Raw genomic sequence first — 23628 nt, 5'->3', positions numbered from 1 at the left:
CATGGTCGCCAATGTCCTGATGCTGCACGGCATCAACCACAACATGTTCGGCAAACGCGACCCGCGCCAGTACGGTACGGCCACGCTGGCCGATATCGACCAGGCCTTGCGGGCGCTGGGCGAGGAACTGGGGGCGCGGGTCGAGAGCTTCCAGACCAACTTCGAAGGCGCCATGTGCGAGCGAATCCACCAGGCGTTTGAAGAACGGGTGGATGCGGTGCTGATCAATGCCGGGGCGTGGACGCATTACAGCTATGGTATTCGCGACGCACTGGCCATTCTCGAAGCGCCGGTGGTAGAAGTACATATGTCCAATATCCATGCCAGGGAGCCGTTCCGGCACCATTCGGTGTTTGCCGACGTGGTGCGGGGGCAGATCTGTGGCTTTGGCGTAGAGACCTACCTGCTGGCGTTGCGTGCGGCCATGCGCATGCTTTGAGCCAAGGCATCGACTTTTGTGGGCGTGGGCATGTCCGTGCCCACAGGGTGCGCTCAAAAGCCCATGATGCATCACCGACCCGAAGGAGCTCTACCGTGTCTAGCCCGGCAGTGACCAATACCTCCCGCCACGCTACCTGCATTGCCTTGCTGGTCGCTATCACCTTCTTCATGGAAAACCTCGACGCCACCGTGATTGCCACGGCACTGCCGCAAATGGCCAGTGACTTCGGTGAAAGCGCGGTCAGCCTGAATATCGGCATCAGTGCCTACTTGCTGGCCGTTGCGGTGTTCATCCCACTCAGTGGCTGGGTGGCCGACCGTTATGGCCCGCGACGGGTTTTTGCTGGCGCCATCGGGCTGTTTACCGTGGCTTCGTTGCTGTGCGGTATGGCCCCCAGCCTGGAAACCTTTGTCGGGGCTCGGGTACTGCAGGGCATTGGAGGTGCGCTGATGGTGCCGGTGGGCCGGTTGGTGGTGCTGCGCACAACCGAGAAAAAAGACCTGGTGAGAATGCTCGCGGTAATCACCTGGCCTGGCCTGGTGGCGCCAGTATTGGGCCCACCGCTTGGCGGCCTGATCGTCACGCATTGGTCGTGGCCCTGGATCTTTTACCTGAACATCCCCCTCGGGTTGCTGGCCATTGCGGCGGCCTGGCTACTGATTCCTGATGCGCGGTCAGCTGAAAAGCGCCGCTTCGACACGCTGGGGTTCGTTTGCCTGGCGTCGGCATGTGCAGCGTGGCTGGTCGGCCTGGAAATGCTTGGCTCTCTGGCGGGGGGTAGCCTGGGCGCCGGGCTGGCACTGGTGTCGCTGGGCGGCTTGCTTACCTGGTTGGCGATTCGCCATTGTCAGCGGCATCCATCGCCGCTTTTGCCACTGGATACCTTGTCTATCCCCACGTTCAGGGTCAGCATCGTGGGTGGGACCTTGTTCCGCCTCTCGATCAGTGCCTTGCCGTTCCTTATCCCGTTGCTGCTGCAGATTGGTTTCGGCTTGTCGCCGGTGGATGCCGGGCTGCTGGTACTGGCGATCTTCGCTGGCAACCTGGCGATGAAGCCGTTTACCACCGGCTTGCTGCGCCGCTATGGTTTCCGCCGCGTGTTGCTGGTCAACGGGCTGATTGGCGTTGGTTGCATTCTGGCTTGCCTGGGCTTGCAGCAAGGCATGCCGTGGTACGGGATGGCCGTGGTGTTGTTCGTGGGCGGGCTTTCGCGCTCGATGCAGTTCACCACCTACAACGCCGTCGGCTTTGCCGAAGTGCCCAAGCTGCAGATGGGCGAGGCGTCGACGTTATTCAGCATGTGCTTCCAGCTGGCGATGGCGTTGGGTGTTGCGGTGGTGGCATTGCTGCTGCGTGTGGCGATGATGGTGCGGGGCGGCGAAGGCGGGTTGACGGTCAGCGACTTCCACTGGGCGTTGATTGGCGTTGCCTTGATTGCCTGTGTGGCGTTGGCCGATGCCATTCGCTTGCCGCGCAACGCCGGGGAACAGGTGCTGCGCACCTGAGACCAGCGACAGGGCCGGTACCGGTCACTCAACCCTGCAAGGCATCGCGCAACTGAATGACGCCGTCAAGCGTCAGCGCCTGGGCCGAGTAGCACAGGCCGATACGCCGGCGCAGGTCGAGCTGCGGCATTGGCTCGATGCGCACACCGCGGTGTTCGGTGGCAAGTGACTCCGGCACGATCGCGGCACCCAGGCCTGCGGCAACCAGCTCCAGAGCCAGGGCAAAGGTGTCTGCTTCTGCGACCAGAATACCGCTGTAGAAAGGTTGCAGGCGCTGATGGCTGGGCTGTGCGGGGCAGGTGACCCAGCGCGCTTGAGTAGTTGTTGTTTGGTGCGCAACCGCGAGCACGAACGGGTCGCTGTGCAGCGGCAGAAACAACTCATCCTCACAGCGCAGTTCTTCGCTGGCCAGCCGCACCTCGCCCATGCAGCCGCTCACCAGTTGCAGGCGCACCGGGGGCTGAATGCCCGCCGCTGCCAGCACCACCTGGCCCAGCACAGCGGCACTCACGTCCTGCTCCACACCGATCTGCAACGGCGCACGTTCACGATCGCCTTTGAAACGGCCGAGCAGGCGGTTGGCGTCGGCGACCATGCGCTGCGCTTCGGGGTACAGCGCGCGGGCATCCTCGGTCACCTCGACGCCGCGGGCCTGGCGCACGAACAGCGTGGTGCCCAGCGCCTGCTCCAGTGCCCTGATGCTACCGGAAAGCGCCGGTTGGCTGAGGTGTATCGAACGCGCGGCGGCGGTGATGTTGCGTTCTTCGAACACGGCGATGAAGGCGCGAAGCTGGCGATAATCCATGAGGTACCCATAAGTGATGCCGATGGCTGCGAAAAGAATTTCCCATTTTTCGCAAGAAAAAGCAGCTTTTATACTCGCTCTACTTCTAACCCATAGGCAAATCGGATAACAGGATGGCGACCATGACCCACACCCATAAACCTTTGGTAGTCATTACCGGTGCCAGCTCCGGCATCGGCCTGGCCACCGCCAAGCTGCTGTCCAGCCGTGGCCACGCCCTGTTGCTGCTGTCCCGCCGTCTGGCACCCATGCAACAACTGCAGCTGCCCAACAGCCTGGCGCTGGCGGTCGATGTCACCGACCGCGCGGCTGTGCTGGCAGCCGTTGCTGAAGCCGAGACGCGCTTCGGCCCGGTAGACGCGATCATCAACAATGCCGGCGTGATGCTGCTGGGCAATATCGCTACCCAGGACCCAGAGCAGTGGGACCGTATGATCGACGTCAACGTGCGTGGCCTGCTCAACGGGATCCATGCGGTCGCCAGTGGCATGGTCGAGCGCGGGCAGGGCACCATCATCAACGTGAGTTCCGTGGCCGGGCGCAAGGCCTTCCCCAACCATGTCGCCTATGTCGGGACCAAGTTCGCCGTTACCGGCCTGTCGGAAAACCTGCGTGAAGAACTGGCCCTGAGCAACGTGCGGGTAATCACCATCGAGCCGGGCGCAGTCGACACCGAACTGCTCAGCCACACGACCGATGCCGCCATCAAGGCAGGCTACAACGACTGGAAGCAGGAGATGGGCGGGGTGCTCACGGCCGAGACCATTGCCGAGACCATCGGTTTCGCCTATGGCCAGCCGCAGTCCGTGTGCATCCGCGAAATCGTGGTGTGCGCTACCCGCCAGCAGCAATGACTGGCCTGGTCGCGACATAAGGCCGCGCCAGGCTTTAGAGATGTGCTGTCAGTGCATGTGCGCCACTGGCACCTTGACCGGTTTCAAATGCCCCTCATCAGGCTCCATGATCGGCACCTCGTTGCCATGGCGGTCATACAGCTTGCCATCACGGAACACATCACCTTCATTCAGCCCGGCGATATCCCGGTAGCGCAGGGTGCGTTCGCTGGCAGCGACAAAGACCGACTGTTGGTCGGAGTTGCCGGCGCGCAGGTGGTTGAACAGCAAGTTGAGCAGAATCGCCATGATCGCCGCCGAGCTGATGCCGGAGTGGAAAATGGTCTCGAACCAGGTCGGAAAGTGGTGATAGAAGCCCGGCGCCGCGATCGGGATCATGCCAAAGCCGATCGAGGTGGCGACAATGATCAGGTTCATGTTGTTGCGGTAGTCCACCTGGGCCAGGGTGCGGATGCCGCTGGCTGCGACCGTGCCGAACAGCACCAGCCCGGCACCACCGAGTACGGCGGTAGGCACCGCGGCCACCAGTCTGCCCATGACCGGCAGCAGCCCCAGCGTGACCAGGATCAGGCCGGCGCTGGCCACCACGTAGCGGCTCTTGACCCCTGTCACGGCGACCAGGCCGACGTTCTGCGCGAAGGCACTTTGCGTGAACGAGCCGAACAACGGTGCCAAGGCGCTGGAGATCATGTCGGCCCGCAGGCCATTGCCCAGCCGCTTGGAGTCCACCGGGGTGCCGATGATTTCACCTACGGCCAGGATGTCTGCCGAAGTCTCCACCATGGTCACCACAATGACGATAAGCATCGACAGTATCGCTGCTACCTGGAACTGCGGGGCGCCAAAGTGCAGCACTTCGGGCATGGCCACCCACGGCCCTTGCAGCGCCTGGGAGAAATCGGCCATGCCGGTGGCCATCGCGGCCAGCGTGCCGATCACGATTGCCAGCAAGATCGACAGGCGCGACAGGCTGGCACTGCCCAGCTTGCTCAGCAGCAGTACCGAGGCCAGGGTGAACGCCGCCAGGCCGATGTTTGCCGGGCTGCCGAAGTCGGCGGCCTGGCTGTTGCCGCCCATGGCCCAGCGCGCGGTAACCGGCATCAGGGTCAGGCCGATGGTGGTGATGACGATGCCTGTCACCAGCGGTGGGAAGTACTTGATGATGCGCGAGAACAGCGGCGTGATCAGCAGGCCGACCAGTGATGACACGATTACCGCGCCGAACACCACCTGCATGCCGCCGGTGCCGTCATTGCCGATGATCGCAACCATGGTGGCGACGCTGGCAAAGGAAACCCCCTGCACCAGCGGCAAGCGGCAGCCGAAGAAGGGAATGCCCAAGGTCTGCAGCAATGTCGCCAGGCCACCGGCGAACAACGAGGCGGCAATCAGCAGGCCGACATCGCCAGCGCTGAGGCCTGCGGCCTGGCCGATGATCAGCGGTACGGCGATCATGCCGCCGTACATGGTCAGCACATGTTGCAGGCCATAGGCCAGGTTGGCGCCCACGCCGAGGTTCTCGTCTTCGGGACGAGGGGAAGCGGGAGAAGTCATGGTGAGTAGCTCGCTTTATTGTTTTATGCGTCTAACAGCACGGTCTCAGTCGCATTCGTTGAGTTTTGAGTGGGAGGCGTGGGCTGCAACCGGTCTTGGCCGCAGCAGCCCGGGTCCATCAGTTGCCGCTGACCAACTGGTGTGCCAGCTGGTTGTGGCGCTCCAGCACGCGTGGCAGGTCGACGGTGGCCAACTGGCCGTCTTTCACCACGACGCGGCCGTTGATCACGCTGGTGTGCACCTGGGTCGGGGTGCAGAACACCAGTGCCGCCAGCGGGTCGTGGTGGCCACCGGCATAGGCGACGTGGCCGAGGTCGAAGGCGACGAAGTCGGCGACCATGCCCGGGGCCAGGGCGCCGATGTCGTTGCGGTTGAGCACCTTGGCGCCGCCGAGGGTGGCGATTTCCAGTGCTTCGCGGGCGGTCATGGCGTCGGGGCCGAAGCCTACCCGCTGCAGCAGCAGGGCCTGGCGCACTTCACCGATCATGCTGGCGCCGTCGTTGGAGGCAGAGCCGTCGACCCCAAGGCCCACCGGTACGCCGTGGTCGCGCATCTTGCGTATCGGGGCAATGCCCGAGGCCAGGCGCATGTTCGAGCATGGGCAGTGGGCGACGCCGGTGCCGGTGCGGGCGAACAGCTCGATGCCGTGCTGGTCGAGCTGCACGCAGTGGGCATGCCATACGTCGTGACCGACCCAGCCGAGGTCCTCGGCGTACTCGGCAGGGGTCATGCCGAACTTTTCGCGGCTGTAGGCGATGTCGTTCACGTTCTCAGCCAAGTGAGTGTGCAGCGACACGCCATAGTGGCGTGCCAGCACGGCGGCTTCGCGCATCAGGTCACGGCTGACCGAGAAGGGTGAGCAGGGTGCTACCACGATGCGGCGCATCGAGCCGTGGCTGGCATCGTGGTAGTCCTCGATCAGGCGTTGGGATTCCTTGAGGATGTCAGCTTCCTTTTCCACCACCGCGTCCGGCGGCAGGCCGCCCTGGCTCTGGCCCACGCTCATGCTGCCGCGCGCGGCGTGGAAGCGCATGCCGATCTCGGCGGCGGCGTGGATGCTGTCGTCCAGCTTGCAGCCGTTGGGGTAGATGTACAGGTGGTCGCTGGAGGTGGTGCAGCCCGACAGGATCAGTTCGGCCATGGCGGTCTGGGTCGACACCGCGATCATCTCAGGGGTCAGGCGCGCCCAGATCGGGTACAGGTTGGTCAGCCAGTTGAACAGCTCACCGTCCTGGGCTGCCGGCACCACGCGAGTGAGGCTCTGATACATGTGGTGGTGGGTGTTGACCAGGCCTGGGATGACCACTTTGCCGGCCATGTCGAGGACCACGTCGGCCTGTTGTGGCAGGGTGTCGGTGGGGCCGACCTGGGTGATCAGGTTGTCTTCGATGTACAGGCCGCCGTTCTTGATCTCGCGGCGTTCGCCGTCCATGGTGACCAGAAGTGCGGCGTTTTTGACGAGGAGGGTTTTCTTACCGGTTGCAGATAACATGGCTTAAGCCCGTTGCAATACGCCTTGGCGATTACCGAGGTCGTAGGCGAGGGATAATGTAATCAGGAAACCTGTAAGTTGTATACATTCAACTGCAATTGATGATCTTGATTCATTCAATTCGTGAAAAATAACCAAAAATAGGAATTTTATTTACCAATAGACTGGCAGCATCTTTTCTGGAGCCTGTTTTGATGTCTGCTTTTGAACCCCGCCTTGGGGCTACTGCCACTGGCCGTACTGCTGCAATCAGCGTCGCGATCCTTGCCTTTTCGGCCTTTTTGATCGTCACCACCGAGTTCCTGATTGTCGGCTTGTTGCCCGCGCTCAGCCAGGACCTGGGGGTTTCCATTTCGATGGCGGGCCAGTTGGTCACGCTGTTTGCCTTTACTGTGATGCTAGCCGGCCCATTCCTGACGGCGGCATTGGCGCACCTGGACCGCAAGCGGTTATTCATCACCATTCTGCTGGTATTTGCCGCAGCCAATGCATTGGCTGCGGCCTCGACCAGTTTCTGGGTGCTGGCCATCGCGCGGATCGTGCCGGCACTGGCGTTGCCGGTGTTCTGGGGCACGGCCAGTGAAACGGCCGGCCAGTTGGCCGAGCCTGATAAAGCAGGGCAAGCCATTTCCAAGGTGTACCTGGGCATCTCGGCGGCGATGTTGCTGGGTATTCCGCTGGGCACCGTGGCGTCCAATGCCGTGGGTTGGCGTGGCGCATTCTGGGTACTGGCCGCCCTGTCGTTGCTGATGGCACTGGCCATGTGGGTGTGGATGCCGCACGTTGCACGCGCGGCAAAAGTCGACTTCATGCAGCAGGCACGCATTTTCAAAGAGCGCTTTTTCCTCGCCAATGTGCTGCTTTCGGTGGTGGTGTTCACCGCGATGTTCACAGGCTACAGCTACCTGGCCGAGCTGCTGCAGCGGGTGGCGGGTGTACCACCCGCGCACACCGGTTGGTGGCTGATGGGCTTTGGCGCGGTGGGCCTGCTCGGCAACTGGATGGGTGGGCGGGCGGTGGACCGTTCACCGCTCAGGGCGACGGCGCTGTTTCTGGTGCTGCTGGCCATCGGCATGGCGGCAATCGTGCCGTTGGCCCATGCAGGTCTGGTGTTCTGCCTGGCACTGGGGGTGTGGGGTGTGGCCAACACAGCGCTGTACCCCGTTAGCCAGGTGCGGGTGATGGGTGCTGTGACGCATGCCCAAGCCTTGGCCGGTAGCACCAATGTGTCCGCGGCCAATGCGGGGATTGGCTTGGGCGCTGTACTCGGTGGCTTGACCATCCCTGGCCTGGGTATCGAATACCTGGGCTATGTTGCCGCAGGCGTGGCGCTGGTAGCGCTGGGGCTTGTGCCGCTGGTCGCCAGCCTTGCGCATCAGCGCGCATCGCTTGCCCGCGTACCATGAGGCGTCAGCCGAGGCAGCAGGTAGTCCAGCAGCGCGCGGACCTTGGGTAGCCCCTCGCGGCTTTTGAGCCACACCAGGTTCATCGGCAGGCCGTCGGTGGCCAGCGCGGGCAACACTTCGACCAGGCGCCCTTGATCGAGGTGTTGCTGGGTCAGCCAGGTAGGTAGCTGGCCAATGCCATGACCGGCCAGCACCGCTGCAACTTCCCCTTCGCCGTCGCCTACCGCGATGCGCGGCTGTACGGTGCGGCGTTCCATTTCGCCAGCTTGGCGGCCCTTGAAGAACCAGGGGCTGACCCTGCCGTCGGTATGCCCGTAGCCGACGCAGTGGTGGTGTTCAAGGTCGCGTTCGTCTTGCGGTACGCCGTGCTTTTCCAGGTAGGCGGGTGCGGCACAGAACATCAGGCGCTGGGCGCCAAAATACTGGTGGCCGAGCGCCGCCGGCCAGGCATCCGGGCCACCGATGCGCACCACGATATCGATGCCCTCGTGTACCGGGTCGACAAAGCGGTCAGAAAACGACACGTGCGGCTGCAGCAAAGGGTGTAGGCGAATGAAGTCAAGGATCAGCGGCAGCACATGCAGGCGGCCGTATGAGGCTGGCAGTTCTATGCGGACTTTGCCATGGGGTTCGTTGTCGCGGTTGACCAGCGCGTGCTCGACCTCTTCCAGGTCGGCCAGGACCGAGGTGCAGGTGCGGTAGAAGATGACGCCAGCCTCGCTGAGCGACAAGGTGCGTGTGGTGCGGTTGAACAGGCGTGCCCCCAGGCGGGCCTCGAGCCGGGCCACGCTTTTGCTGATGGCCGAACTGGTGAGGCTGAGCCGCTCTGCGGCTGCCGTGAAGCTGCCCAGATCAGCGACGGCAACGAATACATCAATGCCTTTGAGGCGTTCGGAGGAGTGCATGACCGGCCTTTTTGATGAATTTATTTCCATTGTCAGTGGAGCATATTGAATGCTGACAAGGAAATTTCATCAATGGCGTATGTGTATCAGCCCTTCGTGCAGCAGCAGGTTTGCCCGCGAAACAGATGACGCGTTGTTCGCAGGCAAACCGGGCCATGCCGTCAGGTTCAACTGCCCTGCGGCATTTCTCCACGCGCCAGCCCGGTTAAACATGGCCAGAATCGGGTAGTTGCGGTAAAGCCGGGTGTTCAGGCGCTGGTTGAACTCCAACAGGGCCAAGATGGCCAGGTCGATGTCGAAGTTGTACACCCGCTCCAGTGTCCCGGCTTCGCTGCCCAACGACGTCTCCAGTTCGATTTGCGGGTAGCGCGCCATTGCGCGAGGCGAAACGGCATTGTGCTGGGCAGCGCGCCAATCAGGGTTTGTGCACGGTTCATGACGGTTTCATTTTGTTCTCTGGCGCCGGCCCACGGGGCACGGCGAGTCGGCACTCTTGAAAGGTGCTACAGGAAAAACGCGAAATGTCCGGCGGCTTGCGCGCCGATGAAATTGCGCCCGCGGGCGCCCTGCATTGCGGCGTCGATCATCGCCTCGGCCTCGGCGGCTGTCACGCCATAGTCTGCAAATTCAGTGCGCACGCCCAGCTGATGGAGAAATGCTCGCAAGCGCTGTTGGGCCGCTGCCAGGTCGCGGCCGAAGGCCTTCTGCAAGGTCTGGTCACGCTCGGCATCACGGCCCCAGGCCAGGCCCAGCACCAACGGCAGGGTGAAGGAGCAGGCGATGCCGTGGGGCAGGCCATGGCGCAAGGTCATTTCGTAGGAAATGGAGTGAGCCAAAGCGGTCTTGGTGTTGGAAAAGGCCAGCCCGGCCTTCAGTGCAGCCAACGCCATGCGTGCCCGCAGCTCGCGGTTGCCCAGGTCCTGCTGCAGGCGTGGCAGGCAGTCGAGAATATCGTCGATGGCCGACAGGGCGAAGGTGTCGGAAAGCGGATTGGCGTTGTGGTTCCAGATCGATTCCAGCGCGTGGGACAAGGCATCCAGCCCGGTGGATACCGTCACCCCGGCCGGGACGCTGAGCATCAGTTCCGGGTCGATCAGCGCCACGCTGGGCCATGTACAGGTCAGGTGCAGCGAGTACTTCTTCTGCTGGCCGGCGTCCCACAAGGTGGCCCATGGCGTCACCTCGCTGCCGGTGCCAGCGGTGGTGGGTGCTGCTACCAGGGTCTTGTGTCGCGCCGGGGTGAACGGTTTGCCGCTGGCCAGCAGCTCGAGCAGTTCATCGAAGTGGCCAGAAGCGGTACCGACGATCAGCGCCTTTGCGGTATCGATGGCGCTGCCTCCGCCCAGCGCCAGCACCGTATCGCAGTCGCCGTGCCGTGCCCAGAACGCTTCGTGCACACCCCGCAGCCAGGCGACATCCGGGTTGGGTTGCACCTTGTCGATCACACACACCAGTCGCTCGCCCAGCAGGCTGCGTACCCGCGCGACCAGTCCGAGCTGTTCGGCCTCGGGGAAGGTGACCAGGGCGACCTTGCCGGGGCAGTGTTGGGCGATCTGATCCAGGCTGCCACCGCCAAAAATGGTGGTGACCGGGTTGTGGAAGCAGGCAGGCATGGGCAGTTCCTTAGTGTTGTTGGAAGGTGCAGCCATGCTCGTCGGCGGGCAGGTTTCGATCCAATCGATTGATTGCAGGGGGCTATCGGTTGAGCCGATAGCTGGTGCAAGGGGCATGGGCTTGAACTCCAGGCATGGTCTGCCCGTCGCGCGCCAACCGGGCGCACGCGGCAAGGGGTGGTTGGGCGACGCGTCAGTGGCGGGCGTTGCCCTGAATGGCGTGCCGCAGGCGGTTGGAGAGCAGATCGGCGAGCACCACCATCAGGGTGATGACCAAGATGCAAGTGGCGGTTTCCTGGTACTTGAACAGCTTCAGGCTGCTGACCAGTTCGAAGCCCAGGCCACCGGCACCGACCATGCCCAGCACCGTAGCCGAACGCAGGTTCACCTCGAAGCGATACAGCACCACGGCGATCCAGGCGGTGATCACTTGCGGCAGCACGCCAAAGGCGATCACCTGCAGTGGCCGCGCACCGGTGGCCTGTAGCGCTTCAATGGGCCCTTGGTCGATTTCCTCGATGCTTTCGGCAAAGAACTTGCCGAGCATGCCCACACCATGCAGCGCCAGGGCCAGCACGCCAGGAAAGGGCCCCAGGCCTACCGCCGAGACAAACACCAGGGCCAGGATCAGCTCGTTGATGCTGCGAATCACGTTCAGCAGCTGCCGGGTGCCCTGGTACAGCCAGCGGTTGCCATGCAGGTTACGCGCGGCCAGAAAGCCCAGCGGCACGGCGAGCACGATCCCCAGCAGGGTGCCCCACAGCGCGATCTGCAGGGTTTCCAGGGCCGGGCGCCACAGACTGGGCATTATGCTCAGGTCTGGCGGCAGCGAGCGGCCAAGGAAATCCCCGATCTGTGGCAGCCCGTTGGCCAGCTCGCCCCAGCTTAGCTGTGCCCCTTCAGCGCTCCACTGCAGCACCAGGACGATCGCCACTAACAGCGCGCCAGTGCCCAGCCAGCCACGGGCGCGAGTGGGTGTGTTGACCAGCCATTGATGGCTCTGCGTGTTCATGCCGAGGCTCCTGTGCCCGTGGCCAGCATTGGCCGTGGTGCAGCCATTGCCTGCGCAGGCTCATTGGCTGATGGGGTGTGATAGATGTGCTGCAGTGCGGCTTCGTCCAACTGACCGGGTTGGCCGTCGAATACCAGGCGCCCGTTGGCCAGGCCGACGATGCGGTCGGCGAATGCCCGCGCCAGTTCCACCTGGTGCAGGTTGCACACCACGGTAATGCCGAGCGTGCGGCTGGTTTCGCGCAGGTACTGCATCACCACATGTGCGGTGTTCGGGTCGAGGCTGGCCACCGGTTCGTCGGCCAAAATCACCTGTGGTCGCTGGGCGAGCGCACGGGCGATACCCACCCGCTGCATCTGCCCGCCAGACAGCGCTTCGGTGCGCGACCCGGCCTTGTGCTCAAGCTCGACCCGGCGCAGGCAATCAAGGGCCAGTGTCACGTCGTCACGGCGGAACAGCTGCAACAGCGAGGCGAGGGTGCTGCAGTGGCCAAGACGGCCGGTCAGCACGTTCTTGAGCACCGACAGCCGCGGCACCACGTTGTGATGCTGGAAGATCATCGCGACCTGCCGGCGCAGCGCGCGTTGGTCGGCTGCACGCATGGCGTTTACCCCGGCCACTTGCAGCTCCCCGGTGTCGGCCTGGGCCAGCCGGTTCATGCAGCGCAGCAGGGTCGACTTGCCGGCGCCGGACTGGCCGAGGATCACCACGAATTCACCGGCCTGAACATCCAGATCGATGCCGCGCAGTACCGGGTTGTCGGCGTAGCCCTTGGTCAGCTGGCGGATGCGGATCATTTCAGGCTCCGCAGGTCGAGGTCGAGCACTTTGGCGGTGTCACGAACCACGTTGTAGGCCGCGTCAGTGGTCGGCTGGAAGCCATTGAGCATGCCTTGGTCGCCCCATGGCACGTCCTTGATCCCGGCAAAGGCGGTGCGCAGTTTGGCCTGCAGTTCGGGGTCGAGGTTGTTGCGCCAGACCATCGGTGACTCGGGAATGTCCGGTGAGGTCCACACCACCTGGAAGTCCTGTTGCTGAACCTGCCCGTTGTTCACAGCCCCGGCCAGGATACGGTCGGCCACGGCCGCCGCATCAACTTTGCGGTTTGCCACGGCGAGAATGCTGGCATCGTGCGAGCCGGAGAAGATCACCCGTGAGAACAGGGTTTTCGGATCATGGCCAGCGTGCTCCAGGCCGGCCTTGGGGAACAGGTGGCCGGAGGCCGAGCTGGGGTCGACGAAGGCGAAGGTGTGGCCCTTGAGGTCGTCGAGCGTACGAATGCCGCTGTCCCGGCGGGCGATGATCAGGCTGTGGTAGGCGCTGCTGGCGGTCTTTTTGGTCACCGCCACGGCAAAGGCTTCGGCCCCCGCGACCTGGTTGGCCAGTACGTAGGAAAACGGGCCGAGATAGGCGACGTCCAGCTTGCCGGCGCGCAGGGCTTCGATCACCCCGTTGTAGTCAGTCGCGACGAATGGCTTGACCGGCATGCCCAGGCGCGCCTGCAACTGGTCGAGCACCTGCTGGCTGCTCTTGATCATGGCCTGGGAGTCTTCCGACGGGATCAGGCCGACGGTCAGCACCTGCTGCGCCTGCACGGCGGGGGCGAGCAGCAGTGGCAGCAGGGCGAGGCGGGCACAGCGCAACAGTTTCGGGAAGGGCGTCATGGCAGTACCGGAGTGGTTGTTGTCGGTAGCGCCAACGTTAGGGCTGTCATGTGACAGTCACAGCATCAATTCAATATGCGTTTGGCCAGCCAACCATTCAAAGGATCTATGGATGTCTACCGCTCGCCTGCGCACCTTTCTTGCCGTGGCCCGGCACGCCAGCTTCAGCGCTGGGGCCAGGGCCATCGGCCTCAGCCAGCCGACCGCGACCAACCAGATCCAGGGGCTGGAACGCGAATTTGATGTCGAGTTGTTCCACCGCCGCGGTCGGCGCATCGAGCTGACCGCAGTTGGCCGTGCCTTGCTGCCCATTGCCCAGCAGATGTCGATGCTCGAAGCCGAGGCGACCAGCCTGCTGCGCGACAGTGGCCAGCTCAACCGGGGTGAGCTGAAGATCGGTGCAGTGGGGCCGTTTCATGTGATCGAAATGGTCGACCGCTACCGGCAGGCGTACCCACAGATCGACGTGTCCATCCGCGTGGGCAACTCGGCGTCAGTGCTGGCCGACCTGCAGGGCTATGTGACCGATATCGGTGTGTTGGCGGGGCTGCACCATGACCCGGCGTTTGTCGCACAACGTTATGCCAGGCACCCGGTAATCCTGTTCGCCCGCGCCGATCACCCCTTCGCCCGCCACGATCAGGTGCCGCTGCAAGCGCTGCAGGGGCAGCCGTTGCTGCGCCGTGAGCAGGGTTCGACTACGCGGCTGGCGCTGGACAACGCGCTGGAAGCGGCGCAGGTAACACCGCGCATCGCCATGGAAATCGGCAGCCGCGAGGCGCTGCGCGAGGCGGTGATCCGTGGCATCGGCATTGGTGCGGTGTCCGAGGCGGAATACATTGCCGACCCGCGCTTGAAGGTGATCCGCATTGCGCACGACCCGGTGTACACAGAGACTTACCTGTATTGCCTGGCGGATCGGCAGTGCAGCCAGGTCATTGCGTCGTTTCAGCGTTGCCTGCAAGCCTGGCACGGCTAGGTTACACCGTGCCTGCTCAGCATCCGCCGTGTCACACCGCGTCGCGGCTGTTCACGCCATCGAGCAACCGCGCAATCCCCAGCGGGTTACCGTTTTTCAACGCATCCGGCAGCAGTGCATCGGGGTAGTTCTGGAAGCACACCGGGCGCAGGAAGCGGTCGATGGCCAAGGTACCGACCGAGGTGCCGCGTGCGTCGGAGGTGGCCGGGTAAGGCCCGCCATGCACCATCGCATCCGACACCTCCACCCCGGTCGGGTAGCCGTTGAGCAGCAGGCGCCCGGCCTTGCGCTCCAGCAGCGGCACCAGCGAGGCATAGGCCGCCAGGTCGTCAGGCTCGGCAATCAGGGTGGCGGTCAGCTGGCCCTGCAGGTGGTTCAGCGCTTCGGCCAGTTGCTTGGCATCGGCGACCTCCACCACTACGGTGGTGGGGCCGAACACTTCTTCCTGCAGCAGCGGGTCGCCGTTCAGCAGCAGGCTTACGTCTGCCTTGAACAGCTGCGGCTGGGCCTGGTTGCCGGTGTGTGGCTGCCCGGCCAGGTGCTGGATACCCGGGTGCGCCAGCAGATGCTGTACACCGCTCTGGTAGCTGCGCAGGGTGCCGGCGTTGAGCATGGTCTGCGGGCCTTGGTCGGCCATGCGTGCAGCCAGCGTTTGCACGAAATGCTCGAACTGCGGCGACCGGATGCCCACCACCAGGCCTGGGTTGGTGCAGAACTGCCCGCAGCCCATCACCACCGAGGCGGCCAGTTCGCCGGCTACTTGCTCGCCACGGGCTTGCAGCGCCTGGGGCAGTACGATCACCGGGTTGATGCTGCTCATTTCGGCAAACACCGGAATTGGCTGCGGGCGTGCTGCCGCCATGTCGCACAGGGCGCGGCCACCGCGCAGCGAGCCGGTAAAACCGACCGCCTGAATGGCCGGGTGCTTGACCAGCGCCTCGCCCACACCGGCACCGTAGATCAGGTTGAACACGCCTGCCGGCACGCCGCTGCTGGCTACTGCGCGGTCAATGGCGGCAGCCACATGGGCGGCAGTGAGCATGTGCCCGCTGTGTGCCTTGAATACCACCGGGCAGCCAGCGGCCAGCGCCGAGGCGGTGTCACCGCCAGCGGTGGAGAACGCCAGCGGGAAGTTGCTAGCGCCGAACACGGCCACCGGGCCCACGCCGATTCGGTACTGGCGCAAGTCCGGGCGCGGCAGCGGGGTACGCTGGGGCAGGGCACGGTCGATGCGTGCGGCGTAGAAATCGCCACGGCGAACCACCTCGGCAAACAGCCGCAGCTGGTTGCTGGTGCGGCTGCGTTCGCCACGGATGCGGGCTTCGGGCAGCGCGGTTTCGCGCATCACATGCTGGATGAAATCGTCACCCAGTGCGTCCAGCTCGTTGGCAATGGCGTCGAGGAAGGCGGAACGCTGGGCCGGGCTGGTGCTGCGGTAAGCCGGGTAGGCGGCCTCGGCGGCCTGCACGGCGGCCTCTACTTCGTCGCCGGTCGCCTGGTGGAAGGCGTATGGCAGCGGCTCACCGGTGCGGGCGTCGACGCTGTTCAGCAGTACGTCACCGTTGCCGCTGAGTTGGCCGGCGATATGGTTCAGGCGATGTTCGATGGACATTTCGTTTCCCGTTGGCAATGACAGTCTTTGCGCTGAGACTGTAGGGCGCGAACGGGGGGCTGAATAATGATTAATGCGGATCGGGTGATAACGACCAGTTATCACCCCGAGTTTTGCGTCACTCCGCCATCTGCAACTCCGGCAGCTTCACCCGGAACGCGCGAGTCAGCCCCATCAGCACCACCAGGCCCATGCCCATCCAGCACAGGCCGATAGTGAACGACAGGCTAGTCAGGCTGCTCCACAGCCACAGCGTGCTGAGAAAGCCCAGACCAGGAATGGCACCATATAGCAGGTAGTTGCGGCCACCGCGCAGTTTCTGGTCGACCAGATAGTGCTTGACCACCGCCAGGTTCACCGCCGAGAAGGCGAACAGCGCGCCAAAGCTGATCATGTTGGCCACGGTGTCGAGGGTGATCACCAAGGCGATCAGCGACAGCAGGCTGACCACCAGGATGGCGGTGGCCGGCACGCGCTTTTTTGTCATCAGTTGGCCGAACGCCCGCGGCAATGCGCCGTCGCGGCCCATGGCGAACAGCACGCGTGACACGCTGGCCTGGGACACCATGGCCGAGGCGAAGCAGCCGGCCACGTAGGTGGCAGTGAAGGCGGTTACCAGCAGTTCGCCGCCGACACGGCGCATCACATCCACAGAGGCCGAATCCGGGTCAACGAAGCTGCCCCAGTCTGGGAACACCATCTGCGCGCAGTACGACACCACCAGGAACAGCAAGCCACCGATCAGCGAAACGGCCAGGATCGCCACCGGTATGCGGTAGGTCGGGTTGGTCGTTTCTTCGGCCATGGTCGAGACGGCGTCGAAGCCCAGGAAAGACAGGCACAGCACCGCGGCGCCGGTCATGATCAGCGGCGCGCTGAAGCCTTCGTGGTGGAAGGGCGCCAGCAGCGATACCGGCTCCGCCTGTCCGCTGAGCTTCAGAATGGACAGGGCAACAAACACAATGATGAACACCAGTTGCATGACCACCAGGATCCAGTTCACCCGGGTGATGGACTCGATGCCGATCAGGTTGAGGAAAGTGACCAGGGCGATGGAGCCTGCCACCCACACCCAGGCGTGGATGGCCGGAAAGTACTCCGACATGTAGATGCCGATCAGCAGGTAGCTGAGCAGCGGCAGGAATATATAGTCGAGCAGCAGTGTCCAGCCGGTAATGAAGCCGATATGGCTGCCGAAGGCCTTGCGCGTGTAGGTGTAGACCGAGCCGGAGTAGGGGTGGGCCTGGACCATGCGGCCATAGCTGTAGGCGGTCAGCAGCATGGCGGCAAGGGTGAGCAGGTAGGCGGTGGGCAGGTGCCCTTTGGTCATCTGGGTGACCAGCCCGTACGTGGTGAATACGGCCAGGGGCACCATGTAGGCCAGGCCGAACAGTACCAGGGCAGTCAGCCCCATGGACTTGCGGAAACGGCCGGTATTGGCGCCGGGGTGCGCGGCGGTGTCATGGGCGGGGCTATGGGCTGTACTTGTTGTTGTATGCATTGCTAACTCCTGGAAAAGGATGCAGGACACCGCAGTACGCGAGCAGGCTCGTTACCGGTGGGTGAAGTGCAAGGAGGTCGAGCGGAAGGCTCGCAGCGCTGGGGCGGGTTGATGCTCCCACACCCTGCAGGTACCCGGAATCACCCTTTGGGGTGAGCGGGAACAGCCCTTGCCCGGCTCACCCCAAAGGGTGATTTCGGCGGCGGCGGTGGCGTGGGAGTATCTGGTCAACAACGCACCGCACTGGCGGCGGTGTCACTGAATAGGAACGGCAGGCCCACAGTGACTAATCAATTGCTTTCAGAACAGTGGTTCGAGCACCTGGCCAAGGTCACCGAGGCAATCGGCCGGCCGGGCTTTGCCGCCAACCTGTTTGCCGCACTTGGCGTGATCCGGCCGATCCAGGCGACCACGGTGTACCTGTACCCGCACGACGGCATGCCTTGTGCGCTGTTCGAGCAGGACGACAAGGCACCCTGGCAGCCCGAGGGCAATGTCAGCCGCTACTTGTCTGGCTTTTACTTGCTCGACCCTTTCTACGGTGCCTGTGTGGAGCAGGTAGCGTCGGGGTGCTATGGGTTGTTCGAAGTGGCACCCGACCATTTCGAGGTCAGCGAGTACTACCAGTCGTTCTACCGCCACTCGCACCTGGAGGATGAGCTCAACTACATCTTGCAGATCGCGCCGGGGCAGAGCCTGGCGGTGTCGCTGGCGTTTACCGACAAGCTGGATGCGCACACCCGCGAGCTGTTCGGGCGTATCACGCCCTGGGTGCTGGCGGTGCTGAGCAAGCACTTCGCCGGCCTGGACAGCCGTACCGGGCGCTTCGAGAACATCCTCGAACAACGCATCCACGCCGCGCTGAACAACTTCGGCAGCTCGCTGCTGACCGAGCGTGAATGCCGTATCGCCCAGCTGATCCTGCGTGGCCACTCGACCAGGTCGCTGGCCGAGCGCCTGGGGGTGTCGGAAGACACCATCAAGTCGCACCGCAAGAACGTCTACGCCAAGCTCGACATCGGCACCCAGTCCGAGCTGTTCTCCCTGTTCATCGACGCGCTGGCCAATGCCCAGGGCGTGCTGGGCAAGGACCCGCTGGAAAGCTACATGGGCAAGCTGCGCTGAGCGCCAGCCACCCTGCAACCCCACCGCAAAGGAAAACCAACAATGAATGCGCCTTTCGCCCCGCAACGCCAGACCCGCGACTACCAGGCAGCCGATGCCGCGCACCATATCCATGCCTTCCTCGACCAGAAAGCGCTGAATGCCGAAGGGCCGCGGGTGATCGTCGGTGGCGAACGCCTGCACCTGTGGGACAGCGAGGGCAAGCGCTACCTGGATGGCATGTCTGGCCTGTGGTGCACCCAGCTCGGCTATGGCCGTCGCGACCTGACTGTCGCCGCGGCCACGCAGATGGACCAGCTGGCCTACTACAACATGTTCTTCCACACCACCCACCCGGCGGTGATCGAACTGTCCGAGCTGCTGTTCAGCCTGCTGCCCGGGCACTACAGCCACGCCATTTACACCAACTCCGGCTCCGAGGCCAACGAAGTGCTGATCCGCACGGTGCGCCGCTATTGGCAGGTGGTCGGCCAGCCGAACAAGAAGGTCATGATCGGCCGCTGGAACGGTTACCACGGCTCGACCCTGGCGGCTACGGCGCTGGGCGGCATGAAGTTCATGCACGAAATGGGCGGGCTGATCCCGGATGTTGCGCACATCGATGAGCCGTACTGGTACGCAGAGGGTGGCGAGCTGACCCCTTCCGAATTCGGCCGCCGCTGTGCCTTGCAGCTGGAAGAAAAGATCCTGGAACTGGGGGCCGAGAATGTCGCCGGCTTTATCGCCGAGCCGTTCCAGGGCGCAGGCGGCATGATTTTCCCGCCGGAAAGCTACTGGCCGGAAATCCAGCGCATCTGCCGCCAGTACGATGTGCTGTTGTGCGCCGATGAGGTGATTGGCGGCTTTGGCCGCACCGGGGAGTGGTTCGCACACGAATACTTCGGGTTCGAGCCCGACACCCTGTCGATTGCCAAGGGCCTGACCAGCGGCTATGTGCCGATGGGTGGCCTGGTGCTGAGCAAGCGCATTGCCGAGGCACTGGTGGAACGCGGCGGGGTGTTTGCCCACGGCCTGACCTATTCCGGCCACCCGGTGGCGGCGGCGGTGGCGATTGCCAACCTGAAGGCGCTGCGCGACGAAGGCATCGTGACCCAGGTGAAGGATGACACCGGGCCGTACCTGCAGCGCATCCTGCGCGAAGTGTTCGCCGACCATCCATTGATTGGCCAGGTACAGGGCGCCGGCTTGGTGGCGGCGTTGCAATTCGCCGAGCACAAACCGACGCGCAAACGCTTTGCCAACGAGAATGACCTGGCCTGGCAATGTCGCACCTTTGGTTTCGAGGAGGGGGTGATCATTCGCTCAACCTTGGGCCGGATGATCATGGCGCCGGCCCTGATCGCCAACCACAGCGAGCTGGATGAGCTGGTGGAGAAAACCCGCATTGCCGTGGACCGCACCGCTCGGTTGGTTGGCAAGCTCTAAGCCGTTGCCAAGGGCAACCGGTTTCCCCTGTGGGAGCTGGCATGCCCGCGAACACCGGCCAAGCCGGTGCCATCCTCCGTGTCGCCTGATTCGCGGGCACGCCCGCTCCCACAAGGGGGAGCACGGCGCGCTTGCGGACTGTGCGGTACCTGTTACTTCCGCAAAATGATCGCCACTGCGGTCGCCTGGAGTACAAATGTACACCCTCGAATGCTGGCAACAACGTGCCTCTGACCTCTACCTGCCATCCAAAGCGCTGATCAATGGCAAACCCGTCGACGCACAGGATCGCAACACCTTCGCCGCCATCAACCCCGCCACCAACACCGTACTGGCCCAGGTCGCCGCCTGCGGCCAGGCTGAGGTCGATCTTGCAGTGGCCAGCGCCCGGCGCGCGTTCGAACATGGCCCCTGGCCGCGCATGGCCCCCGGCGAGCGCAAGAAGGTGCTGCTGCGCCTGGCCGAGCTGATCATGGCCCATCGCGAAGAACTGGCGTTGCTGGACTCGCTGAACATGGGCAAGCCGGTGATGGACGCCTACAACATCGACGTGCCGGGCTCGGCCCATGTGTTTGCCTGGTACGGCGAGGCACTGGACAAGCTCTACGATCAGGTGGCACCCACTGCGCCCAATGCACTCGCCACCATCACCCGGGAAGCACTCGGCGTGGTTGCCGCCGTGGTGCCATGGAACTTCCCGCTCGACATGGCCGCCTGGAAGCTTGCTCCGGCGCTGGCAGCTGGCAACAGCGTGGTGCTCAAACCTGCCGAACAATCACCATTCTCGGCGCTGCGCCTGGCCCAGCTGGCGCTGGAAGCCGGCGTGCCGGAAGGGGTGCTGAACGTGGTGCCGGGCCTGGGCGAGCAGGCCGGGCAGGCGCTGGGCCTGCACCCGGATGTGGACTGCCTGGTGTTCACCGGTTCCACCCAGGTGGGCAAGTACTTCATGCAGTACTCGGCGCAGTCCAACCTCAAGCAGGTGTGGCTGGAGTGCGGCGGCAAGAGCCCCAACCTGGTGTTCGAAAACTGCCAGGACCTGGACCTGGCGGCGGAAAAGGCCGCATTCGGTATTTTCTTCAACCAGGGCGAGGTGTGTTCGGCCAACTCACGGCTGTACGTGCAGCGCTCCATCCATGACGAATTTGTCGAGCGCCTGCAAGCCAAAGCCCGCCAGTGGTTGCCCGGCAACCCGCTGGACCCGGCGAGCCGTGCTGGTGCCATTGTCGATGCCGAACAAACCGGCCGCATCGAAGCCGCCATTGCGCGCGCCGGGCAAGAGGGCGCACGGTTGGTGTGTGGCGGTCGGCGCCTGAGCATCGAAGGCTCTGACAACTACATCGAGCCGACCATTTTTGCTGGTGTGGATGCCCGCATCAGCCTGGCGCAGGAGGAAGTGTTCGGGCCAGTGCTGGCAGTCAGCGCCTTCGACACGGAAGAAGAAGCGGTGCGCCTGGCCAACGACAGCATCTATGGGCTGGCGGCATCGGTGTGGAGCGATGACTTCAACCAGGTGCACCGGGTAGCGAGGGCGTTGAAAGCCGGCACCGTGTCGGTGAACACGGTCGATGCGCTGGATGTGACGGTGCCCTTCGGCGGTGGCAAGCAGTCGGGGTTCGGGCGCGACCTGTCGCTGCATTCGTTCGACAAGTATTCGCAGCTAAAGACTACCTGGTACCAGTTGCGCGGCTGAGGTTCGCAGAGCACCCGGCATTGCCGAACGGGTGATGGCGATTGCCGACAACTTCGAGCGCAGGAATGCCTGCCACCTGATGCAAGCATCGGGCGACAAAAAATCAGATCAGGCTGACAGTTATGTCCGCCGCAGCAGTTTCAGCGCCTGTGAGATCGAGCGCCGCCCGCGCGGCGCTCGATCTTGCAAACGCTGCAAACCTTTCGGCGTACCTCACTCGTACCCTTGCACCCCGGCAATGTGCCGTCCGGCCACATAACCAAAGGTAAGCGCCGGGCCCAGGTTGATGCCACCCGACGGGTACCAGCCACCAAACACGCTGGCCATGTCTGTACCCGCCGCATACAGCCCCGGGATCGGCTGCCCGGCCTCATCCAGCACGCGGGCACTGCCATCGGTGCGCAGCCCGGCAAAGGTGCCAAAGCAGCCAGGCTTCACCTTCACCGCATAGAACGGACCATGCTCGATGGGCGCTACACAAGGGTTGGGCCCTTTGTACAGCGGGTCGCCCTGTTTGCGGTTGAACGGTGTAGAGCCACGGCCAAATGCCGGGTCCTGGCCTTTGCGGGCATGGGTGTTGAAGTCATCCACCGTGGCGCGTAACCCGGACGGGTCGATGCCACAGGCCTGGGCAAGTTGTTCCAGCGTGGCGCCACGTTTGAGGTAGCCATTGCGCACATGCGGCCATACCGGCAGCGGTGCCGGGCGGGCATGGCCCAGGCCATAGCGGCGCAAGAAGCGATGGTCGCAGACCAGCCATGAGCACACTTCCTCATCCGGCGGCACCGCTGCGACCATGGCAGACACATAGTCGTAATAGCCATGCGCTTCATTGACAAAACGCTTGCCGTTGGCCAACACGCCTATGATGCCGGGCTTGCCGCGCTCGATGATGTGCGGGAAGTGGCCGACGCTGCCATCGCGGTGCGGCACTTGCGAAACCGGTGCCCAGGCCACAGGCGATTTGAGGTCGGTGGCGACCACGCCACCGGCCGACTCACCCAGGCGCAGCCCGTCACCGGAACAACCCTGTGGCGGCAGGGCGAGGTTGTCGTAGCCGCTGGCATCACGCGGGAAAAGCTGCCGGCGCCGGACGTTGTCGTTGGGGAAGCCACCTGCCGCGAGTACCACGGCCCTGGCCCGGATCTGCCGATCACCTTTCGGTGTGCTCACCAGCACCCCTCGCACCTGGCCATCTTCGACCAGCAGGCGTTTGGCCGGCGCCGATTCCTGCAGGTGCACGCCCAGGTCTTGTGCCGACTTGGCCAGGCGCGCCACCAGCGCCACACCATTGACCAGGTGCATCGCCCGGCCATACCGGGCCAGGTGATACAGGTGCCGGCCAAAACGTTTGCACACGTGCAGCAAGGCCTTGGGCGACCGGGTCATGTTGAGGAAGGCGGCAAGGTCGGCGCCGGCCATGATCGGCATGCCCATGAACGAGGTTTCGCGAAGGGTCTTGCGCAGGCGTGGCAGCAAGGCGCCAACCTGGCGGGCATCGTACGGCGCAGCGATCACCTGGTGCCCGCCCTGGGCGGCACCTGGCGTGTCGCCATGCATGTCCGGAATACCGTTGCCGTCGGCAAACTGCAGGGCTGTGTGCTTCTCGAAGAACGCCACCATATGCGGGCAGGCCTCGAGGAAGGCATCCACGCGCTCGGCGTTGTAATACGCCCCCAGCTCATTGCGCAGGTAGGTGCGTGGCTGCTCGATGTCTTCCACAATGCCCGCCCGCTGTGCCAAGGGGTTGCGTGGCACCCATGCCCAGCCGCCAGACCAGGCGGTGGCACCGCCAAACACGGGCTCCTTCTCTAGCACAATCACCTTCTGCCCATGCCACGCAGCCGTCACGGCCGCAGCCAGCCCGGCGGCGCCGGAGCCTATGACCAGTACATCGTATTCGGTATCAAGAGCAGCAGAAGGCATTGCGGCGTTCCTGTTTTGTTATTAGAACAAGGTTCCATATTTTTGTCCGCAGCGCCTGTGCCTGCAAGGGCATAGCCGCTTGGTAAGGCAACTACTGGGCGATAACCGGACATTTCACC

At 63.8% G+C, this 23628-nt stretch carries 20 protein-coding genes; 8 read left to right on the top strand and 12 right to left on the bottom strand.

Annotation, left to right across the window (positions count from 1 at the left end; translation table 11 throughout):
• Position 1 precedes the first annotated feature (1 nt).
• Together aroQ and LU684_RS04700 are read left to right on the top strand one after the other, a co-directional pair.
• Positions 2-439: a type II 3-dehydroquinate dehydratase gene (gene aroQ / locus LU684_RS04705; protein ID WP_023047298.1), complete on the top strand. Its 438-nt coding sequence runs from the start codon at positions 2-4 to the stop codon at positions 437-439.
• Between the two features lie 95 nt (positions 440-534).
• Positions 535-1947: an MFS transporter gene (locus tag LU684_RS04700; protein WP_145914390.1), complete on the top strand. Its 1413-nt coding sequence runs from the start codon at positions 535-537 to the stop codon at positions 1945-1947.
• 28 nt (positions 1948-1975) lie between these two features.
• Here LU684_RS04700 and LU684_RS04695 read toward each other — a convergent pair whose 3' ends face one another.
• On the bottom strand, positions 1976-2752 hold the full coding sequence (locus tag LU684_RS04695) for a LysR family transcriptional regulator (protein ID WP_145914388.1): 777 nt from the start codon (positions 2750-2752) through the stop codon (positions 1976-1978).
• Between the two features lie 122 nt (positions 2753-2874).
• On the opposite strand from LU684_RS04695, the gene LU684_RS04690 reads away from it, so the two are divergent.
• Positions 2875-3606: an SDR family oxidoreductase gene (locus LU684_RS04690; RefSeq protein WP_232894208.1), complete on the top strand. Its 732-nt coding sequence runs from the start codon at positions 2875-2877 to the stop codon at positions 3604-3606.
• 48 nt (positions 3607-3654) lie between these two features.
• On the opposite strand, the gene LU684_RS04685 is transcribed toward LU684_RS04690, so the two are convergent.
• A complete protein-coding gene (locus tag LU684_RS04685) occupies positions 3655-5160 on the bottom strand; it encodes a nucleobase:cation symporter-2 family protein (RefSeq protein WP_060516336.1) in 1506 nt (501 codons plus the stop codon).
• A 118-nt stretch (positions 5161-5278) separates the two neighbouring features.
• A complete protein-coding gene (locus LU684_RS04680) occupies positions 5279-6652 on the bottom strand; it encodes an 8-oxoguanine deaminase (protein WP_060516334.1) in 1374 nt (457 codons plus the stop codon).
• Positions 6653-6846: 194 nt separating this feature from the next.
• On the opposite strand from LU684_RS04680, the gene LU684_RS04675 reads away from it, so the two are divergent.
• On the top strand, positions 6847-8058 hold the full coding sequence (locus LU684_RS04675; RefSeq protein WP_232894207.1) for an MFS transporter: 1212 nt from the start codon (positions 6847-6849) through the stop codon (positions 8056-8058).
• Here the strand turns inward: LU684_RS04675 and LU684_RS04670 are convergent.
• The 6 genes from LU684_RS04670 to phnD all read right to left on the bottom strand — a co-directional run bounded on the left by LU684_RS04670 (position 8028) and on the right by phnD (position 13251).
• Positions 8028-8963, bottom strand: a complete 936-nt coding sequence (locus LU684_RS04670) for a LysR family transcriptional regulator (RefSeq protein WP_095114875.1) — start codon at positions 8961-8963, stop codon at positions 8028-8030. The genes LU684_RS04675 and LU684_RS04670 overlap by 31 nt on opposite strands.
• A gap of 69 nt (positions 8964-9032) precedes the next feature.
• Complete coding sequence (locus LU684_RS30660; protein ID WP_371919283.1) at positions 9033-9338, bottom strand: hypothetical protein; 306 nt, start codon at positions 9336-9338, stop codon at positions 9033-9035.
• A gap of 128 nt (positions 9339-9466) precedes the next feature.
• On the bottom strand, positions 9467-10576 hold the full coding sequence (psrA, locus tag LU684_RS04660) for an iron-containing alcohol dehydrogenase PsrA (protein WP_023047304.1): 1110 nt from the start codon (positions 10574-10576) through the stop codon (positions 9467-9469).
• Between the two features lie 193 nt (positions 10577-10769).
• Positions 10770-11588 (bottom strand): phosphonate ABC transporter, permease protein PhnE, encoded by an 819-nt coding sequence (gene phnE, locus LU684_RS04655; RefSeq protein WP_016486103.1) that lies wholly within the window; start codon positions 11586-11588, stop codon positions 10770-10772.
• Positions 11585-12385 (bottom strand): phosphonate ABC transporter ATP-binding protein, encoded by an 801-nt coding sequence (gene phnC, locus LU684_RS04650; RefSeq protein WP_232894206.1) that lies wholly within the window; start codon positions 12383-12385, stop codon positions 11585-11587. Before phnC ends, phnE begins: the two co-directional genes overlap by 4 nt.
• Positions 12382-13251 (bottom strand): phosphonate ABC transporter substrate-binding protein, encoded by an 870-nt coding sequence (gene phnD, locus LU684_RS04645; protein WP_082421969.1) that lies wholly within the window; start codon positions 13249-13251, stop codon positions 12382-12384. Before phnD ends, phnC begins: the two co-directional genes overlap by 4 nt.
• Before the next feature lie 112 nt (positions 13252-13363).
• On the opposite strand from phnD, the gene LU684_RS04640 reads away from it, so the two are divergent.
• Entirely contained in the window at positions 13364-14230 is an 867-nt protein-coding gene (locus LU684_RS04640) for a LysR substrate-binding domain-containing protein (protein WP_016486106.1), read from the top strand.
• 31 nt (positions 14231-14261) lie between these two features.
• Here LU684_RS04640 and LU684_RS04635 read toward each other — a convergent pair whose 3' ends face one another.
• Together LU684_RS04635 and LU684_RS04630 are read right to left on the bottom strand one after the other, a co-directional pair.
• Complete coding sequence (locus LU684_RS04635; protein WP_232894205.1) at positions 14262-15842, bottom strand: aldehyde dehydrogenase (NADP(+)); 1581 nt, start codon at positions 15840-15842, stop codon at positions 14262-14264.
• A 118-nt stretch (positions 15843-15960) separates the two neighbouring features.
• Positions 15961-17343: an APC family permease gene (locus LU684_RS04630; RefSeq protein ID WP_060516325.1), complete on the bottom strand. Its 1383-nt coding sequence runs from the start codon at positions 17341-17343 to the stop codon at positions 15961-15963.
• A gap of 282 nt (positions 17344-17625) precedes the next feature.
• On the opposite strand from LU684_RS04630, the gene LU684_RS04625 reads away from it, so the two are divergent.
• The 3 genes from LU684_RS04625 to LU684_RS04615 all read left to right on the top strand — a co-directional run bounded on the left by LU684_RS04625 (position 17626) and on the right by LU684_RS04615 (position 21583).
• Positions 17626-18468 (top strand): helix-turn-helix transcriptional regulator, encoded by an 843-nt coding sequence (locus tag LU684_RS04625; protein ID WP_095114878.1) that lies wholly within the window; start codon positions 17626-17628, stop codon positions 18466-18468.
• A 42-nt stretch (positions 18469-18510) separates the two neighbouring features.
• Positions 18511-19893: an aspartate aminotransferase family protein gene (locus LU684_RS04620; RefSeq protein ID WP_102689907.1), complete on the top strand. Its 1383-nt coding sequence runs from the start codon at positions 18511-18513 to the stop codon at positions 19891-19893.
• Positions 19894-20089: 196 nt separating this feature from the next.
• Complete coding sequence (locus LU684_RS04615) at positions 20090-21583, top strand: aldehyde dehydrogenase (protein ID WP_016486111.1); 1494 nt, start codon at positions 20090-20092, stop codon at positions 21581-21583.
• Positions 21584-21796: 213 nt separating this feature from the next.
• On the opposite strand, the gene LU684_RS04610 is transcribed toward LU684_RS04615, so the two are convergent.
• Positions 21797-23509, bottom strand: coding sequence for an FAD-dependent oxidoreductase (locus LU684_RS04610; RefSeq protein WP_016486112.1), 1713 nt, complete (start codon positions 23507-23509; stop codon positions 21797-21799).
• Positions 23510-23628: the final 119 nt, after the last annotated feature.

Source organism: Pseudomonas sp. NMI542_15 (assembly GCF_021283425.1).
GTDB classification, from domain to species: domain Bacteria; phylum Pseudomonadota; class Gammaproteobacteria; order Pseudomonadales; family Pseudomonadaceae; genus Aquipseudomonas; species Aquipseudomonas fortuita.
The sequence above is the reverse complement of the archived record's forward strand: the minus strand, read 5'-3'. Positions and strand labels throughout refer to the sequence as shown.